General features: G+C 43.5%; 16 protein-coding genes. 6 read left to right on the forward strand and 10 right to left on the reverse strand.

All coding sequences use genetic code 11. The features are described 5' to 3' along the window. Positions 1 to 33: 33 nt before the first annotated feature. Positions 34 to 423, reverse strand: a complete 390-nt coding sequence (locus KI742_RS04950) for a nitrous oxide-stimulated promoter family protein (protein WP_005387988.1) — start codon at positions 421 to 423, stop codon at positions 34 to 36. A 14-nt stretch (positions 424 to 437) separates the two neighbouring features. Beyond that, on the reverse strand, positions 438 to 947 hold the full coding sequence (locus KI742_RS04955) for a GNAT family N-acetyltransferase (protein ID WP_054865303.1): 510 nt from the start codon (positions 945 to 947) through the stop codon (positions 438 to 440). Between the two features lie 136 nt (positions 948 to 1,083). On the opposite strand from KI742_RS04955, the gene KI742_RS04960 reads away from it, so the two are divergent. Then, complete coding sequence (locus tag KI742_RS04960; RefSeq protein ID WP_005376066.1) at positions 1,084 to 1,275, forward strand: DUF2986 domain-containing protein; 192 nt, start codon at positions 1,084 to 1,086, stop codon at positions 1,273 to 1,275. Positions 1,276 to 1,324: 49 nt separating this feature from the next. On the opposite strand, the gene KI742_RS04965 is transcribed toward KI742_RS04960, so the two are convergent. Together KI742_RS04965 and KI742_RS04970 are read right to left on the reverse strand one after the other, a co-directional pair. Then, positions 1,325 to 3,496, reverse strand: a complete 2,172-nt coding sequence (locus KI742_RS04965; protein WP_239932445.1) for a TonB-dependent receptor — start codon at positions 3,494 to 3,496, stop codon at positions 1,325 to 1,327. Positions 3,497 to 3,585: 89 nt separating this feature from the next. Continuing rightward, complete coding sequence (locus KI742_RS04970; protein ID WP_042520969.1) at positions 3,586 to 4,323, reverse strand: siderophore ferric iron reductase; 738 nt, start codon at positions 4,321 to 4,323, stop codon at positions 3,586 to 3,588. A gap of 419 nt (positions 4,324 to 4,742) precedes the next feature. Between KI742_RS04970 and KI742_RS04975 the strand changes: the two genes are divergently transcribed. Continuing rightward, positions 4,743 to 6,074, forward strand: coding sequence for an anaerobic C4-dicarboxylate transporter (locus KI742_RS04975; protein ID WP_005376060.1), 1,332 nt, complete (start codon positions 4,743 to 4,745; stop codon positions 6,072 to 6,074). 86 nt (positions 6,075 to 6,160) lie between these two features. On the opposite strand, the gene KI742_RS04980 is transcribed toward KI742_RS04975, so the two are convergent. After that, positions 6,161 to 6,649 carry an NYN domain-containing protein gene (locus KI742_RS04980; protein WP_005387978.1) on the reverse strand — a complete coding sequence of 163 codons (489 nt, stop codon included), beginning with the start codon at positions 6,647 to 6,649 and terminating at the stop codon, positions 6,161 to 6,163. A gap of 119 nt (positions 6,650 to 6,768) precedes the next feature. On the opposite strand from KI742_RS04980, the gene KI742_RS04985 reads away from it, so the two are divergent. Continuing rightward, complete coding sequence (locus KI742_RS04985; RefSeq protein ID WP_005387976.1) at positions 6,769 to 7,209, forward strand: DUF4174 domain-containing protein; 441 nt, start codon at positions 6,769 to 6,771, stop codon at positions 7,207 to 7,209. A gap of 16 nt (positions 7,210 to 7,225) precedes the next feature. Here KI742_RS04985 and cobA read toward each other — a convergent pair whose 3' ends face one another. The 4 genes from cobA to nirB all read right to left on the reverse strand — a co-directional run bounded on the left by cobA (position 7,226) and on the right by nirB (position 12,106). Beyond that, entirely contained in the window at positions 7,226 to 7,984 is a 759-nt protein-coding gene (cobA, locus tag KI742_RS04990) for a uroporphyrinogen-III C-methyltransferase (RefSeq protein ID WP_285384892.1), read from the reverse strand. 173 nt (positions 7,985 to 8,157) lie between these two features. Continuing rightward, on the reverse strand, positions 8,158 to 9,009 hold the full coding sequence (locus tag KI742_RS04995; protein ID WP_025767739.1) for a formate/nitrite transporter family protein: 852 nt from the start codon (positions 9,007 to 9,009) through the stop codon (positions 8,158 to 8,160). A 195-nt stretch (positions 9,010 to 9,204) separates the two neighbouring features. Continuing rightward, entirely contained in the window at positions 9,205 to 9,528 is a 324-nt protein-coding gene (gene nirD / locus KI742_RS05000; protein ID WP_005387969.1) for a nitrite reductase small subunit NirD, read from the reverse strand. Positions 9,529 to 9,541: 13 nt separating this feature from the next. Beyond that, a complete protein-coding gene (nirB, locus tag KI742_RS05005; protein WP_262638437.1) occupies positions 9,542 to 12,106 on the reverse strand; it encodes a nitrite reductase large subunit NirB in 2,565 nt (854 codons plus the stop codon). Between the two features lie 527 nt (positions 12,107 to 12,633). On the opposite strand from nirB, the gene rnk reads away from it, so the two are divergent. The 3 genes from rnk (at position 12,634) to KI742_RS05020 (ending at position 16,495) form a co-directional block, all read left to right on the forward strand. Further along, positions 12,634 to 13,041: a nucleoside diphosphate kinase regulator gene (gene rnk, locus KI742_RS05010; RefSeq protein WP_005376048.1), complete on the forward strand. Its 408-nt coding sequence runs from the start codon at positions 12,634 to 12,636 to the stop codon at positions 13,039 to 13,041. Positions 13,042 to 13,277: 236 nt separating this feature from the next. Continuing rightward, positions 13,278 to 14,231, forward strand: coding sequence for a sensor domain-containing diguanylate cyclase (locus KI742_RS05015; RefSeq protein ID WP_285384912.1), 954 nt, complete (start codon positions 13,278 to 13,280; stop codon positions 14,229 to 14,231). A gap of 479 nt (positions 14,232 to 14,710) precedes the next feature. Continuing rightward, positions 14,711 to 16,495, forward strand: coding sequence for an Ig-like domain-containing protein (locus KI742_RS05020; RefSeq protein WP_285384894.1), 1,785 nt, complete (start codon positions 14,711 to 14,713; stop codon positions 16,493 to 16,495). Positions 16,496 to 16,559: 64 nt separating this feature from the next. Here the strand turns inward: KI742_RS05020 and KI742_RS05025 are convergent, their stop codons facing one another. Then, positions 16,560 to 18,155, reverse strand: coding sequence for a DUF11 domain-containing protein (locus tag KI742_RS05025; RefSeq protein WP_167416012.1), 1,596 nt, complete (start codon positions 18,153 to 18,155; stop codon positions 16,560 to 16,562). Positions 18,156 to 18,674: the final 519 nt, after the last annotated feature.

Here is an 18,674-nt window from a genome sequence, read left to right on the forward strand (position 1 = left end):
CAACGAAAACGAGGGCATGTCGCCCTCGTTTTTTTATTCTTCGCATTTTTGTTTAGATAAACGCTTGTGACGGTTTGACGCGTTCGCTGCAGGCTTTTCCGGTACCATGCGCTTTTCATGAAGCAAATGACGAACCGCCAAGATGGGATGTTTCAGTAACATTCTGGGGCCAGAGTAACGCATGACCAAACGCATTTGTTCTTTCGGCTCTGGTTTGTAGCAGTGAATCGGACATTTATTACACGTCGGTTTATTCTCTCCATAAGGACAGCGGTCGAGGCGCACTTCTGCGTATTCAAGCAGCTCACGACATTCTGAGCATAAGTCACGTTTTGTTCCATGATGGTCATGACAGTAAACCTCTACCATGGCTTTTACTGTCTTAAATTCAGTGGCGAGTTTGCCAAGTAAAATATCGCTCATGCGCTATCCAAAAATCACAACATCATTGTGTAAAGTTCTAACGTGCGGCCATTATCATATTGCTGCTCAACTCGTTCAAACTCAAAGCCCAGTTTTTTGAGCAAACTTATACTACGAATATTGTCATTATTGGTGATGGCAACCAAATTATCGAGTTTCATTTCCTCTCTAGCGTATTCCAGCACTGCGGTTGCAGACTCCGTTCCGTAGCCGAAGCCATAAGCGGAAGGTAAAAATCCATATCCGAGATCATAGTGTTGTAATGTGTCACGTTTAACCAACCCACAAATCCCGATGGGTTGCCCATCTTCTTTCTTCTCTACAACGAGTAAACTCACGCCTTTAATTTGTTGCATGCGTAGCATGTTTTCTTTTATGTAACGCGCCGCTTCATATTCGGTACGAATTTGTTTGTCTCCGACAAAACGGTAGAAGTCTGGGTGGTTATAAAGTTCTAGTATAAATGGTGCATCATCTACACTCACAAGACGCAGTATCAAACGTTCGGTGTACAGTGTTTTCATTTGGGCTCCATTAAAACGCGATAGATGATTGGACATAGGAACGTACTTGAATTTTGCGACCGATACCGGCGCTTATTTAGTTGTAACTTGATAAAAAAGTAACTATCCTGCCTCGCTAAATTAAAGGACCACCACCATGAACCGCAAGAAGAAAATCAATCAGATCTTGAAAGCGAAGCAGAAGAAGCATAACGCTAAGCTACATAAGAGCAATAAGCCACGTTATATCTCCAAAGCTGAACGCGCGAAAATGGAAGCTGAAGAACAAAACCAAGCTTCAGAACACACGGAAAACGTTGTAGACACAGCGCAGACAGATCAAGCCTAAAAGAAAAGCCGCTTCAAGCGGCTTTTTTGATATTCGGAGGTAGTTAGCTTTAGTATTCGACACTGTAGTTCAGTGTGAATGTGCGACCTCTTCCTTTGTAGTCGTACGCTGCAGCATCGTAGTGTGCTGCATAAAGAATCTGCGCACGTTGTCCCCAAGCGGTTGTGTAGTCTTCGTCAAATAGGTTTTGAATACCAAAACCTAACTGCCCGATAGGTAGTGTTACGTTACCAAGAAGATCAAACGTAGTGTATCCATCTAGTTTATTGTTTGCGTCATCTTCGTAATCAAACATCGTCTGGCTTTGTAAACGTACTGAATAGCCATCCTGATAGTAAGCCGCCCACGCGTTCGCTTTTGATGTACTTGCTTTACCCGCACTTAGATCTTCCCACTTACCGTTGGTTTTCAGCTCAGAAACCACATAGTGACCTGATGCACCTAACAAAATATCACGGTTTACCCAGTAGTTAATGTTTGCTTCGGCACCGTATACACGTTGCTCGTCATCAACATTGGTGATTAGGAGCGTCTTCTTGTCATACTTGATTGAGTTATCCGAAACCGAGTAGTAACCCGCCGCTTGCAGTGCGACAGTATCCGTATCTAATCGGTAACCAATTTCATAGCTGTCCGTTTTGATGCCCGACATTTTTGAGTCAGATACATTAATGCTATTGTTCAACGCGTAGTGACCATTTGCATCCGCGGCATCGTAGCTACCTTGGCCGTAGTACTTTGCAGGATCAGCGAGTTCGAAACCTTGAGAGAAGTTCGCCCAAAGCTGAGATTCATCGTTAAGCTGATAAATGGTGCCCAAATTAAATAAGCTCACAGAGTAGTCAGTGCTGCCACCTGGTACCGCATCCGCTGATACACCATTACCCGATGCGATCTTCTTTTGTATACTATAGGCAACAAAATCATCAATCTTATTGTCCATGTATTGGTAGCGGTAGCCTGCTTGTACTGACCAATCTTGATTGATTTGGTAATCCCCTTGGACAAACATTGCGTAAGACGCCACATCAACATCTGGGTAACGCCCCACTTCGGCATAGGTTCGATTAATTAAGTTCCCAGAGCTGTTCGCAATGGTTGGATCGAACAGAGCCTGGTTACTTTCAAAACGGTCTAAGTACGCATCGACACCATAAACAAGTTTGAATGACTCCCAGCTTTTAGCTAACGCTAAGCGCCCAGCAAAAACTTCTGTTTTTTGTTGAGAGGCACTTTGGTAATAAGGAGTAAAGGTTTGGTCTTCACTACGGTAAGATAACTCGCCTATCAGTTGATGACCGAATACGCTGTCGTGAGCGTAGTTCGCACTTAAGAGAACTCGCTCTGTACCATGTTCACGGTCGGAATCGAACCCCTCTCGTACATCAACAAATTTATTGTTAACAATGTACAAACCGTATGGCGAATCTTGCTGGCTGTCATAGTATTGTGCGACAAGGTTTAACTTGCTGGCATCGGAGATTTGAATCTCGGTCGATCCCATAACATCGAGCGTTGAATTATACTGCAAAGAGCCCTGTGAAATGTCTGGGGTGACAATGTCGCCATTTGCGTCAAATACACCTTGTGTCTCGGTGTACACAACCGAACCTCTAGCGGTAATTCGCTCATTACCACCCGAGATAGACTGAGCGAGTTTGTAATCAAAGTCATCGCTGCTATTAAAGCCTGTAGTGCCACTCACGTAGGATTCAAACGACAAGTCATCCGAGTACGCTTTCTTGGTGATAATGTTAATAACACCACCAGTAGCGCCTGCACCATAAATGGAGGTTGCACCAGATAGTACTTCAATTCGCTCGATGTTGAATGGGTCTATTGCGTCTAACTGACGACTAATCGGGCGAGAAGACTGTAACGAGACACCATCAATCATTACCAACATTGCTCTACCGCGAAGGTTCTGACCATAGTTAGTTCGACCACCGGTGCCGACGTCTAAAGAAGGGATGGTTGCAGAAAGAATATCACCCAGTGTCTTGCCCGCACGATATTGCTGAGCAATCTCTTCTTGGCCAACAAACCAAACCGTTCCTGGAATATCGGAGATCGATTTCGGCATCACACTGCCTACAACAACCAATTGCTCATCGCTCGGAGTCGATGTTTGTTGAAGATCTTCTGCTGCTATTGAGCTAACTGCGTATCCACTGCTCATCGCAAGTACGATGAGATTGAAAGAAAACGTCCTTTTCATCATTGTATTTATCTTTTTGTTGTCAACAAGAGCATGCAATGATACTTATTCTCACTCTCAAATCGAGCACTGTTACACAAGTTAAATAAATGTTAATTAAGAACCTTCTTGCTCATAAGCTGTCGATTTTCCTCTAAACGAGGACAATCTGCACAAAGCTTTCTGCCTTCACACTTATAGACTAAACAACAACTTTTTCTTACTAACTTTAGCGGCTGATCAGATTCCGTCTCATGAAGTGAGCGGCTATTATCAACATCCAAACCCATTGCGCTTAGCCACAAGACCGCATGCTCCTGAAGTGTCGAGTTAGTCATTTGCGGAAAGCGCTGTTGGAGACGAATTAAACAAGCCATGATTCCGTCCGACATCAATTGATGGGTGAAGCCAGGACGAATGCGTGTCCATTGACTCATCTCTTGTTGATAGAAGTCGAACAGTTCTCGGATTTGACGCCCCGCCTCTTTTATCAACGCTTCTGGCTCGCCATGTATATGCGCTTCGTCGGCGAATCGGTACCCAGAAACAAAACAAGGTTTGAGGTGCTGCGCTATCTCGCGAATGTTTGGCAACGTGTGGTAACCGTAAATAGAGATGAATGCGACATAAACTGGCTGCCAACAAAGTAAATCCCACGTTCTTGTCAACCAATATGCTTTTCCCGCTTCCGGATGAGCCTCCGAGATTTGCTGGTAAAGGCCTTGGATGATCGGGTTGATATCATTCTCGATATGGATAGCTTCTTGCCCTATCTCGCCGATATCACCGTGTAGGTAAGGTGTAATCTCACTCGAAGTTTGAAACAGTTGCGGGAAAAATTGCTCAGACATGATGGCTTATTGTTGGTGTAGTCATTCTGACACCTTTATACCCAAGCACCAATCGCAATGCAAACTATTATCCTTTGCGTTTTCATAACAAAGACGCACTCTTAGGGTTAGTTATGAATGTATTTCCGCGTTCTGTGAAACTGTAAGGTCTGGTTACGTATGCGATGAATAGCAACAAACTCTTAAACCTCTTCGCATTTAACGCTCACATGATCGCAAAAATACACAGCATAAAAACACCCTGATAAAACTGTGTTAACAGTTCCCCTGTGTAGCGTGAGTTATTGCCAATAATTGAATATTGCTGTTTCTTATCCAGCGGATTGTGAACAACATGAAGTATTTTCTTTCTGAATATCGAGACAATACAAAGAGGTAATTTGGCTATGTAGCCCTCTGTTTTGAATAAGGAAATCCACATGTTGTATCTTGAGTTTCTATTTTTGCTCGTGATGCTGTATATCGGCTCACGTTATGGTGGTATAGGCCTTGGGGTCGTATCCGGAATTGGCTTGGTGATTGAAGTCTTCATCTTTAAGATGCCGCCAACCTCCCCTCCTGTCACCGTCATGTTGATCATTTTAGCGGTGGTAACATGTGCTTCCATTCTTGAAGCCGCTGGCGGTTTGAAATACATGCTGCAAGTTGCCGAGCGTGTGCTTCGTAAGAACCCAAAACGCGTCACCCTTATTGCTCCGTTCGTGACTTACTTTATGACCTTCCTACTTGGTACAGGTCACGCGGTTTACTCTATCATGCCAATCATTGGCGACGTTGCACTTAAAAACGGCATTCGTCCTGAGCGTCCTATGGCTGCCGCTTCTGTCGCCTCTCAAATCGCAATCACGGCATCACCAATTTCAGCGGCCGTAGTTTACTACTTGGCGCAACTCTCTGATATTCAACACGAGATCACTCTGCTCTCAATTCTGCTCGTTACTGTACCTGCAACCTTATTCGGTACGTTGTTGATGTCACTTTACAGCCTAAAGCGTGGTAAAGAACTAGACGACGATGAAGAATACCAAGAGCGTTTGAAAGATCCTGTGTGGAGAGAAAAAATCCTCAACACAACTGCAACGTCTCTTGATGAAGTACTACCAACAAGTGCTCGTAACTCTGTATTGCTGTTCATTGCTTCTATCTTGGTTATCGTCGTTATCGCAATGTGGCCAGACATTCGTACCATCGTAGATGGCTCGAAGCCAATCAGCATGGCAGTTGTGATTCAAATGATGATGCTCTGCTTCGGCGGTATCATTTTGCTTGCGACCAAAACTGACCCGCGCGACGTACCAAATGGGGTGGTATTTAAATCTGGTATGGTGGCGGCGATTGCTATCTTCGGTATTGCATGGATGTCAGATACCTACTTCCAGTACGCTATGCCTCAATTTAAATCTGGCATCGTAGAGATGGTAACCAACTATCCTTGGACATTCGCGCTTGCGTTATTCATTGTGTCGGTTGTGGTGAACTCTCAAGCTGCAACGGCTCGCATGATGTTGCCTGTTGGTCTCGGCTTAGGTTTGGAACCTGCGCTGCTTATCGGCTTGATGCCAGCGGTATACGGCTACTTCTTTATTCCAAACTACCCTTCAGATATCGCGACTGTGAACTTCGATACCTCGGGCACAACTAAGATTGGTAAGTGGTACTTCAACCACTCATTCATGTCTGTGGGCTTAATCGGCGTGATTGGTGCGTGTTGCTTGGGTTACTTGCTAGGGCAAATGATCATTCCTTCGTAACTAGCCAAATCAAGGATAAATTAGAGGCGAGTCATTGTACGTTTCGTACAGCCTGAGTGACTCGCCTTTCTTTATTGCACTATTCACTACAGCAAGAAATCGTCATCAATCGCGACAAAATTGTCGGCACAATCAATCAGAGTTTGAGATGTAAGTTTAGGTACACCATAAACGGTCACCGTTTTATTGAAGCGCTGCTGAATTCTCTCTACTAGCAGACTAAAGTCTCCATCTCCCGAAACTAGAATCACTTCCTCAACTTCGGGAGCAATTTCAATTGCATCGAGAGTAATACCCACATCCCAATCGCCTTTCGAGCTGCCATCACGACGCTGGATGTAGGGTTTAAGCATCACCTCAAATCCAACACCGCGTAAAATGTGATGAAACTGACGTTGTTTTGGATCGTTACTCGCGATGGCATAAGCACGAGCACTTACCACCTCTTTCCCTTGTGTGGCGACATACCAAAACTGGTTGTAATCAAAATTGCTTCGATACGCTTCGCGACAGGTGTAATACACATTCTGTACATCAACCAAAATGGCGATTTTTTGTTTGCTTTCCGAACTCATCTATTTCTACGCTCAATTTATTTGCTGCCTACCCTATGCCAGTTTTGGAAAAAGCACAATGAGCCAATTCCACTAAACTTAACGTATAAAAAGTTATTTGGGTTTCTAGGGGAACTGTCATGGGCGGAAAGTTACTAGTGATACTGCTTTCTTGTATCTTGTCATCGACAGCATTTGGTTATCCAGCGCACTCCAAATACTGGCCACATAGAAGCGTGCTCTACTTTGCGCCAGAAAATGATGAATACGTCAAACAATTCTTGCTAGAAACACTTATGAATGAGTGTGAGTTGGAAGACAGAGATGTCGTCACGCTGGTCATTACAGAACAAGGTTATACTTTTCCTGCTTGGCTTAAAGAAGAGTTCGACCTAAAAATGCTAGCTCGTCTTTATGAGGTCGAAAAAGGTTCTCATACAGCTATTTTGCTTGGTAAAGATGGTCTAGAAAAGCACCGCTGGGGCGCAGAAACAGACTGGTCGTTTATCAACAACCTCATTGATCAAATGCCGATGCGTAAGCAAGAAATGCAGAGGCAACAAAGCCCCTGTAAAATATAGTCACTTCTGGGCAGTATTACTTTGCGAACCAATCCAACTTGTTGTGAAGTTGAGTCACGCTGCCAACCACAATCAATGCTGGGCTCACGGCTTGCTCTGCCATGATCGATAGCTCGTTCAACTTTCCTTGGAACACGCGCTGCTCTGGGCGCGTACCGTTTTCAATAATGGCGCATGACATCTCAGGATCTAACCCATGAGTGATCAGCTTATCCATAATGTGGCCGCTTTGCTTCAAACCCATGTAGAAAACAAGTGTGTTGTTGGATTGTGCTAGAGAATGCCATTCAATCTCACGACCATCTTTTTGTACGTGACCAGTGATGAATTGAACGCTTTGCGCATGGTCGCGGTGTGTTAATGGAATACCAGCGTAAGCCGTTGCACCCGCTGCTGCTGTGATCCCCGGAACCACTTCGTATTTAATACCAAATTCCGCTAGTTCTTCTAGCTCCTCACCACCACGGCCAAAGATAAATGAGTCCCCACCTTTTAGGCGCACAACGCGTTTACCTTCTTGCGCTTTTTGCACCAAGATTTGGTTGATTTGATCTTGAGGCACACAGTGAAAGTCCAATTTTTTTCCTACGTAAATCATCTCTGCTGATGTATGGGCCAACTCAAGAATATCTTTTGATACCAATCGGTCGTACACAACAACTTCAGCCGCTTGAATGGCTTTTAAGCCTTTTACTGTGAGTAAATCAGGATCACCAGGACCTGCACCAACAAGAGAAACAAAGCCGCTGTTTAAAGATGAGTGAGCAGTTGTCATATCAACGCCTATCGAAAATTTGGACATAAAAAGTAACACTCAAGTCATTAACTCAAGGTTAAAATCACCCCAAGGAGTTATTACTTTTTATAGCTAAATCAATACAATACTTATCGAAAGTTAAATGAGTTGAACAGCCCTACCTACCATAGGTAGGGCCAGATAAAAGCGGTTTATTTTGCGATTGCAGGCTCTGCTTTTACTTCTTCTTCAACTACGTTGATAGAAGGCGCAGTTTTAGCGTGAGTTAGGTACAGTGGAATACAAGTCATTACTAGACCACCAACAATGTTACCTAGGATGGTTGGGATAAGGTTGAAGTTCAACCAAGTCGCGATACCAAAATCCGCACCTAGAATCATACCTAGTGGGAATAGGAACATGTTTACTACTGTGTGCTCGAATACTAGAGCGAAGAAGATGAAGATTGGGAACCACATCATTGCTACGCGACCAGATACTGAACGTGCTGTCATGTTGCCGATAACGCCTAGACATACCATTAGGTTACAGAAGATGCCGCGTACGAAACACGTGATCCATCCGTCCATACCCATGTTTTCAAAACCAAGGCTACGCGCGGTAGAAACAGCCACAAATTTCTTCGCTACTGCGTTCAGTTCTAGAGAGAAGTTACCTGTTAGAGAGATAGCCACTAGGTAAGCAACGATCAGAGAACCGATAAGGTTACCCAAGCCTACAAGACCCCAACAACGGAAGATACGACCCCAAGTGATGCCCGGACGGTTAGCAAACTTAGCCAGAGGCGCTAGACCAAAAACACCGGTTACTAGGTCATACCCCATCACACTTAGAATTACGAAACCAACGGGGAAAACAAGTGCTCCTACAAGACCGATACCCGTTTGTACAATCGCGGTAATAGCAACCACCACCGCAAGCGAAAGAATAACGCCAGCCATCGTACCGCGAAGCAGAAGGTCTCGCGTGCTTGTATTGGTTTTCGCTTCACCAACATTGATCATGGTTTGCACGAATTCTGCAGGCTTAAAATCAGTAGACATGAATGTGTCCTTATCCAAAATTGAAAGTTAAAAAGTTAAAGATTGAATAGAGAAAGGCTTCCCGTTGACACCTGAACGCTGTCTACAACACCTCGCTTCCCTGTTCCCCTGAGATGATGCTTGGAAAGCCTTTGTCTATTGAATCTAGGTTTCAGTTCATTCCCTCCCCCTAAGAGGAGGGAATGAAAACCAAGCTTACGCAGAGATTTCTACTTCGCCGTTGGTTACGCGGGTTTTGTACGCTTTCACGCTAAAACGCTCGTCTTCCATGCACGCACCTGTTGTCAGGTTAAAGCGTTGCTTCTTAAGTGGGCTAGCCACCCAAAGCTCGCCTTGGTGCTCACAGATCAAACCGCGAGAAAGCACGTTTGATTGGAAGAACGGGTCTGTGTTGCTGATCGCCAGCACTTCTTCTGCTTGTGTTGGGCGGAATACCGCAACTTGCTGACCATCAACCAGTGCACAAACACCTGTGCCCGGTACGATGTCGCTGATTTGGCAAATCTTTTCAAATGACATAATCAACCTTCCCTTATGCTTCAGTGATCGCTACGTGTAGGATGTCGCCTTTCGCTTCAGGATGTTTTTCCGTGAAGGTTGCAGGGCGGTGCTGTTCACGCTCTTGTACAAACACAACGTTTTCATCGCGCTTGTCAGAGTTGATGAAGTGCGCGAAACGAGTCAGTTGTGATTCGTCGTTGATGGTCGCAGTCCACTCACACTCGTACTCGTCTACAAGCTTCGCTACATCAGCTTCTAGTTGAGTGTTGATGCCAAGTTTGTCTTCAACAATCACTTCGCGTAGGTAGTCAACGCCACCTTCCATGTTTTCCATCCAAACTGATGTGCGTTGTAGTGGCGCAGCAGTACGGATGTAGAACATCATGAAGCGGTCGATGTACTTGATTAGTGTTTCTTTATCTAGGTCACTTGCAAGTAGGTCTGCGTGACGAGGTTTCATACCACCGTTACCACATACGTACATGTTCCAACCTGCGTCAGTCGCGATAATACCAAGGTCTTTACCTTGTGCTTCCGCACACTCACGAGTACAGCCAGAAACACCGAACTTCATCTTATGAGGTGTACGAATGCCTTTGTAACGGTTCTCGATGTAAGAACCCAGACCAACAGAATCTTGAACGCCGTAACGACACCACGTTGAGCCAACACAGGTCTTCGCCATACGAAGGGCTTTTGCGTACGCTTGACCTGTTTCGAAACCAGCGTCGATAAGCTTGCGCCAGATCTCTGGAAGATCGTCTTTTTGAGCACCAAACAGACCAATACGTTGAGCACCGGTTACTTTGGTGTATAGGTTGTATTCTGCTGCAACGTTCGCTAACGCACCCAGTGCTTGAGGTGTTACTTCACCACCCGCCATACGTGGGATAACAGAGTAAGTACCGTCTTTTTGGATGTTACCTAGGAAGTTATCGTTCGTGTCGTGCAGCTTAACCAGTTGTGGCTTAAGAATGTGCTCACCCCAGCAAGAAGCCAAGATAGAACCAGCCAGTGGTTTACAAACTTCACAGCCGTAACCTTTACCGTATTTCTCTAGAAGCTCATCAAACGTTTTGATCTCTTCAATACGGATTAGGTGGAACAGCTCTTGGCGTGAGTATGCAAAGTGCTCACAGACGTCGTTCTTCACTTCGATACCAGATTTAGCAAGCTCAGCATTTAGAACAGACGTCACTAGAGGAATACAACCACCACAGCCTGTACCTGCGCCAGTCACTGCTTTGATGTCAGCAAGCGTATGATTACCATCAGCAACCGCCTGTGCGATCTTGCCTTTTGTCACGTCGAAACAAGAACAGATCACTGCGCTTTCTGGTAGAGCATCTGCACCTAGTGCTGGTTTCTCAGCGCCTGCGTGTGCAGGAAGGATCAACGCATCTGGGTGCTCTGGTAGGTCGATTTCGTTCAGCATAAGTTGAAGCAGGTCGCCGTAGTCAGAGGTGTCGCCAACCATAACCGCGCCAAGCAGTTTCTTGTTGTCTTTAGAAACGATAAGACGTTTGTAAACTTCTTGCTCTTCGTTTTGATAAACGTAGCTCTTACAGCCTTCAGTACGACCGTTCGCGTCACCAATTGAACCTACTTTTACACCTAGAAGTTTCAGCTTCGCAGACATATCAGCGCCTTCGAATTTGCTTTCTGTGTTACCTAGTAGGTGATCAACGGCAACTGTCGCCATCTTGTAGCCAGGAGCAACAAGGCCGTAGAACATTTCGTTCCAAGACGCACACTCACCGATAGCGTAGATGTTCTCATCAGAAGTCTGACAATGGTCGTTGATAGCAACACCGCCACGAGGTGCCACTTCCAGCTCCATTTGGCGTGCTAGTTTGTCTTGTGGACGAATACCTGCAGAGAATACGATGAAGTCTGTTTCTAGCTCTGAGCCGTCAGCAAAACGCATAACGTTGCGTGCGTTTGTGCCTTCTGGCGCAATCTCAAGCGTGTTTTTGCTAGTGTGAACGTTCACGCCCATACGCTCGATCTTTTGTCGAAGTTGGTTACCACCAGCAAGGTCAAGTTGCTCAGCCATTAGCTTCGGTGCGAACTCAACAACATGCGTTTCTACACCCAGTGCTTTCAATGCGCCTGCTGCTTCAAGACCTAGCAGACCACCACCGACAACAACGCCTGATTTGCTCTTCTTCGCACACGCTTCGATCGCTTTAAGATCTTCGATAGTACGGTAAACAAAACAGTCTTTGCTTTCGTGACCTTTGATAGGTGGAACAAATGGGAATGAGCCAGTAGCAAGAATCAGCTTGTCGTATTGAACTTCGCGACCAGTGCTTGAGTAAACAATGCGGTTTTCACGGTTGATGTTGATCGCGCGTTCGCCGATCAGCATGTTAATACCGTGTTTCTCGTAGAAGCCTTCTTTTACTAAAGAAAGTTCATCTGCAGTATGGTGAGAAAAGTAAGAGGAAAGGTGCACACGGTCGTATGCGACACGAGGTTCTTCACAGAAAACCGTAATGTCCATATTAGACATATCAGCTTTCTCGACTAAGTCTTCAATATAACGGTGCCCTACCATACCGTTACCGATGACTACTAGCTTCAACTTGCTCATTATAATTCCTAAGGGTTAGGTTCTTATCACTGAGCTCATTGTTAATTGTGAAAGAAAATTAATACATGATGTAAATCAATTACAATTTCAAACTACCCTAAAGGGGTAGATGAACGTATTTATCTGACTATTGCGAAATAAAAAGTAATTTATTAACGGATATTGGTAGTTTTAACAAACTGAGATAACCGAAGCCATGTTAGCAACGGACTATACCGTTTTGCTTTTATGAAGTTAGGCTGACCATCGAAACCGAGCACACCTACGATAAATCCTGCTTTGCTTCTAAACGACTCACTCACTTGACTTCACCGTTTCAAGGTGATCAGAGAACAATATCTGAAGTGATTGAAAGATTTAGAAAAATCAAGCTTCACAACAAAAATTTTTTACTAGCTAAGTCGCACTATAAAGACTAAAATCAGGTTTAGTTCATATGGAATAGCGTCCATATGATTGATACCGTAATTGACATATAGAGTGCCGTCCCATTTTTGTGAGGCGGCCTTTTATTTGGGAGTCATAAAATGTCAGAAAACAATTCTATCTACATCTCAAGCTTAGATATGAACCGAATCACAGCCTTGTTGGATAAAATGCCAAACATCGCAGCGGAGCTTGTGGAATTAGAAGCAGAGCTCGACCGAGCAACAGTTCTTGAGCCAGAACAAATGCCAGATAACGTGGTCACGATGAACTCGACTGTAGAGTTTAAATTTTCAGGTGAAGATAGAACCATGACAAAGACACTGGTTTACCCTTCTGAACTGAAAAGCAGTGATGATATCTCTATTTTTGCGCCCGTAGGCAGCGCACTGATCGGTTTGTCTGTCGGCCAAAAACTTGAATGGCCAATGCCAAATAATCAAGTGAAGACAATTGAAATTGTCGATATCACCTACCAGCCTGAGCGTTGTGGTGCACTAAACCGCTAACCCTCAGTAGTCCCGGTGCAAAGGCCTCCATTTAAGACTTTGCACCAGGAGAGCCCCTCGCTTACCCCCTATTTCCTTCTTTTTTCCAAGTATTTACTTTGCTGCTCTTAAGTAACATCACCGATTCTTTATTATTTACCGCATATTCAATACTTATATCTCCAAGCTCAATCATAGAAATTGCAAAGTATTTTTCGTATATTGTCGCTCCGAAATCGACGTAAATTATGCGCAAAATGGAAGAATATCTAACTCGAATTGCCTGCTTAGAAAAAGAAAATGAAGAGCTGAAGCGGAAGAATGCGCGACTACAAGAAAAGTTGAATGCTGCACTCGACAGTAATGGACTGTGTTTGTGGGAGCAGCATATTCCTTCGGGTACTTTGACTATATTCAATATGCAGTGGGGCAAAATGCTAGGTTATCAGCCCCATGAGTTAACCGCCACGGTTGAAACATGGAAAAACAATCTCCACCCTGAAGATTACGATCTTGCGGTGGGTGCATTTGAAGATCACCTAGCAGGCAAGACCGACCTTTATGAGGTAGTGCATCGCATGATTCATAAAGACGGCAGTGATAGCTGGGTCTACGATCGAGGGCGCATCGTCGAGTATGGTTCTGATGGAGAACCACTACGCATGATGGGCACTCATATCGATATTACAAAAGAAAAGCGATATGAGCAGCAACTGGCTAAGTTAGCTTCGAGTGATCCATTGACCGGACTGTTAAATAGAAAAGCAATTGAGGAAAACTTTAATCATCAACCTCAAACCAAGCCGTCTCAGCAGTCTGCCTTAGTGTTTGTTGATATAGATAATTTTAAAGCAGTTAACGACCAGCTAGGCCATCATGCTGGTGATACTCTCCTCATTAATATAGCCAATAGATTAACAGAGCTTGCGCCAAGCAAGTCTCAAGTTGGACGCATAGGAGGAGATGAGTTTGTCGTTTTAAGCTCTTATTCAAATCAAGAAGAAATATCTCAACTTTGTGATCGACTCTTAAGTTCCATCATTCCTGTGATAAATCAGGACTTAAATAAAGTAACGATTGGAATGAGCATCGGTGTTTGTCTATTTGATAAAGGAAAACAACAGTTTAATGAAGTTTATCAAAAAGCCGATCATGCAATGTATGAGATAAAGAAAAATGGCAAAAATGGCGTTGCCTATATCCAGATATAATAAATCTCTTGTTTTTTGAAATTAATATTTCTTTAATTTGACAATTTTCTCTATGGAATTGATAGCATCTTATTTTTAATAAGTAATTTATATATAAAACAAAATAAATAACAAACAATTAAGAGTGTTGCATACTACACGGTGTAATATTACTACTGTCTTTGTAACTACTTTTGTTGCATACAATATTGTCTCTTATTATTTTTATAAAAACCACCAGTAAAAATTAGTTAAACATTATAATTCATGAACTTATAAAAACCGAAATGCATGGTTGAATTTTAACCACCCCTTCTGCTAATATCTTGCCTCGTGTTTAAAAGTAATAAACACACACAAATATAAAACAAACTTTATAAAACATAATGCACACTTGATAATTACTGGTTCTATTTGGGTAGAGCTCGTTATTTATTTTATTTAAAACATTATGAATTTGTAATTTCATTTAATATCAAAATATTAAGTAGGTATATAAATTGAAGAAGGTCATCCTCCCTCAATTGGGCTTTGTTGCGTCAAATTTACGCTTGCTAGCTCTTGGCTTTGTAACCCTCGTGCCAGCATATTCTTTTTCATCAGAGGCTTATGTTGAGCAAGTGGCTAGTGGTGAACAAAAAACATTAGTTGTACTCGTCAATTTCCAAGAAAACCCTCAAGAGATCCCGATCTCTAAAGAAGACGCCCATCATGTTGTTTTTAATACCGTTAGCGACTTCTATTCGCAAATGTCCCAGGGGCAACTTTGGCTAACTGGTGATGTTGCTGGAACATTCACCTTGCCGATATCAAACCAAATTTGCGATGATGATGCTGTAGCTGCGGAAGCCAACAAAATGGCTGAAACTGCGGGATATCAACTATCAAACTATGACCGTTTTATCTACTTAACAACCAAAACTGGATGTGCATCAGAAGGCTCTGGTAGTCAAGGATTAACTCCCTCTAGAGCGTCAATAAATGCGGTTTTCGAGCCTCGAGTTATCGCCCATGAATTAGGACATAATTTTGGATTGCATCACGCTTCCGCACTCGACTGTAAAGACGGTACGTTGGCTGGTGATTGCCGTGTCATAGAGTACGGTGATAGCTACGATACGATGGGTAACTACGATATGGGTTACTTTAGCGCCTTCCAACTGGAAAACTTAGGGTGGCAGACCTCCCCTGCTCAAATCATTTCTAGTGATGGTGTTTACTCTATTGATGCCTATGAAGACTTTGAAAGTACTTCATCAAAAGTTTTAAAAATCCCAAGAGGTACCGATCCAATTACAGGCCAGCGCCAATGGTTTTACGTTGAATATCGACAAGCTCTTGGCTACGACAGCTTTTTACGTGACCGTTCGTACATCGTATACCGCCAAGATGTGACAGAAGGTGTGGTTGTGCGCCTAGCGACAGACGGTGATCTTAAAAGTAGCCGCTTGCTACACATGAAGCCTGACTCCACTTTCAGACAATTATTTGGGAGTAATGACTGGGAAGACCCCGCTCTTCCAATCGGTGGAACATTCACCGATCCAAAAACAGGCGTGTCGATTACTTTGGAAAGTGCTAATGGTCAAAACGCACAGGTCAGTGTCATATTTGGTGGTGAATCAGGGCAATGCGTTGCGACATCGCCTCTACTCTCTCTAACCCCACTTTCAGGTTCTGATGCTAATGCCGGAGAAACATTAGCGTATAATCTAAAAGTGACGAACCAGAACAATACAGAATGTGCAGACGCGACCTATACAACAGCTTTAAGCGTTCCTGACGGATGGAATTATGACGCAAGTGCCTTGACGGTTCCTTCCGGCATGAGTGCAGAAACGACGGTCATGGTTACGTCAAACAGCGATGCTCAACCGAACTCTTACAGCATAGCCGTTGACGTTATAGATGCTGAAAATGAACAATCAGCCAAAACCGAGCTACCTTACACAGTGTTATCTGAGTCAACGTCACCACTTGAAGCGGTGAATGATAGCGTAACGATCAGTGATAAATCCGTCGTTCGCATCCAACAGTTAAATAATGACTCATTTGAACAATCGACTTCTCTTGCAATTACGGTCGCTAAGTCAAACAAAGGCAGCGCCCGTGTACTGAGCGATGGCTCCATTGAATACATACCTTCGAAGAAGTTTAAGAATAATGATTCATTTACTTATACGATCAGTGACGGTCAATCTTCTTCAACCGCGACGATTAGCATCACCTTACAATCGAGTTCTGGTGGGAATGGTGGTGGAAACGGTAAAGGGAAACCGAACTAAATCACGCAATTCAATATGAAAAAGCCTGGAGAATACTCCAGGCTTTTTATTCACAAGACGTCAATTAGTTGCTTGGTGCAGGACAAATGTCACAGTCTGCAGAAGCTGTATTCGTCGCTTGAGTATTATCGATTTTCAAGAAACCAACCGCTGTCACAGTATCACGGAAAGATTGTGTTTCTGCATTGCTAAATGCCGTTGGGATATAACTACCAGTATAAGACTGACATTGATCCGAAGCGAGTTCGATATTATCTACCACTTTCACGTCATCAGAAGTATCCTCAGGCGTACCTGAGTCATCCACAACAGAAACATTCACTAAAGTAAGTCCAGGCGTTGTGTTACATACCATTCCCGAGAAGCTCACTTCTGCAATGATACCGTTTTCAGTAAGTTTGAAGCCGCTTTCACATGATTTCGTTACACTAATCATTGGAGACAAGCTCAATGACTCACATGGATCACTTGCTGTATCAGTAATGGTCGCTTGACCACCCGGAGTCGCAGCTGCTGTGACTCTTACTGTATTAGTTAGACCGTTATTTGTACTTTCAAAACTGCCGCTGTATGAAGCACTGTCACCTGAAGCAATGGCACCTAAGCTATGTGTAGTACCTGCTTCTAAATCCTCTACAACAACATCGTATAGCGTACCAACACCATCATTAATCACGTCGCCGCTGTATGAGTAAACGTAACCATCTTCTGTATCATTCACGACCGCTTGATTACATGTTTTGGTGATATCAACACTACACAACTCAAAGTCACCAACCACGAAGTCTTTCAACTGAGCGGTAATACTGCTTGATGCTCTTGTTTCGGCTGCAAATGAGCTAAAACAGGTGTCTGTTTGTAGAAGTTCAGTAAGGTTTACACCACCTTCAAAGAAGGTTTCTGGAGGGAAGACATTTTCGACACCACTTTTTGGCGTATACGCCCATGGTGCAGGTGAGTCAGTTGTATTGGTTGAAGCACACACATCTTGCGCGCCCGGTGAACACAGTGCATTTGTCTTAACTTTTAAACGTAAGTTTGTCGCAGCACACTGACCATCTTGTGGATTATTGTTATCAGCTTTCGCACAAGTTGTGTCCCATTCAAGAACCAAAATTTCTGGCCCCTCATTTGCCCCTTGCAAATAATTCACCTGAATCAAAAGGTCGCCAGCAATATGTTGACCAGTGAATGTACCGTCTGGGTTTGTACTGACTGAGTCTTGATAAAACCAAAAACCTAAGAAGGCATCACCGCTGTTACCAAAGCGGTCTGCACCAAAGGTGAGTACAAGGTCATTATTAATGTTGTATGCCGCTGCATACGCATGAAGAATATCCCCTTTATCAAGTACCGTCCCAGTCTTCCAACCGAGTTCTGGTATGTCTTTGATGTCTTTATTACCACCAGTAAAGATTGTATCCGGTGTTGCCGTGTCATTCTCAAAGCTAAATACTAATGCTCCACCACTGTTTGGCGGCGTTGACCAGTCATCTGGAGCTCCCACTCCAGAGTCATCTATCGCATTAGCATTTGCTTCTAACTCAAATACGCCATCTGTTGGTGTTGCAAATGCAGAGCTACCTATTAGCAAACTTGTAAATATTGCATAAAGAAAGCTCTTCATCGTATGCCAGATACCTGACTTACAAGAATTCATAACCTACTCCTTAGAACGCTTCTAAAGCTAGACGAAGGTCCCTATGTCATTAATTGCCTTTTAAGAAAGAGTGAAAGCGAGATACAACTTTCGTTTCGGCTTGTATAACGCATAGAGCATGCCACTACTTAAGGTTATGATTTTATTAAACTAAATATTTTCAACAGCGAAGAGAATGAACAGAGTGTTCAATTTTAAAGAAAGAGAAAGAAAACAAAAGAGACAAAAAAACCTACGATAACAAAGATATATACGTGTTCTAGGATAATGTTACAGATTGACACTTTATTGTTTACACCTGTGACAGGTGCACAAAAACGACGGTATTGAAACTGTCCACTATGAATATGAAATAGACGCTTACTCACCTGCTCCAACTAATGTGAAGGTGATGTGTAACACCTGTTTGCATAGTGTTACACCCTTTACACATCTAATTGAATACTCATTTAACTAAAACATATTCAGTAGTTTAGCGAATAAGTTTTAGCTCAACCATTTATGAAAACATAAACAAAC

Source organism: Vibrio sp. D417a, from assembly GCF_030248595.1.
In the GTDB taxonomy this organism is placed as follows: domain Bacteria; phylum Pseudomonadota; class Gammaproteobacteria; order Enterobacterales; family Vibrionaceae; genus Vibrio; species Vibrio alginolyticus.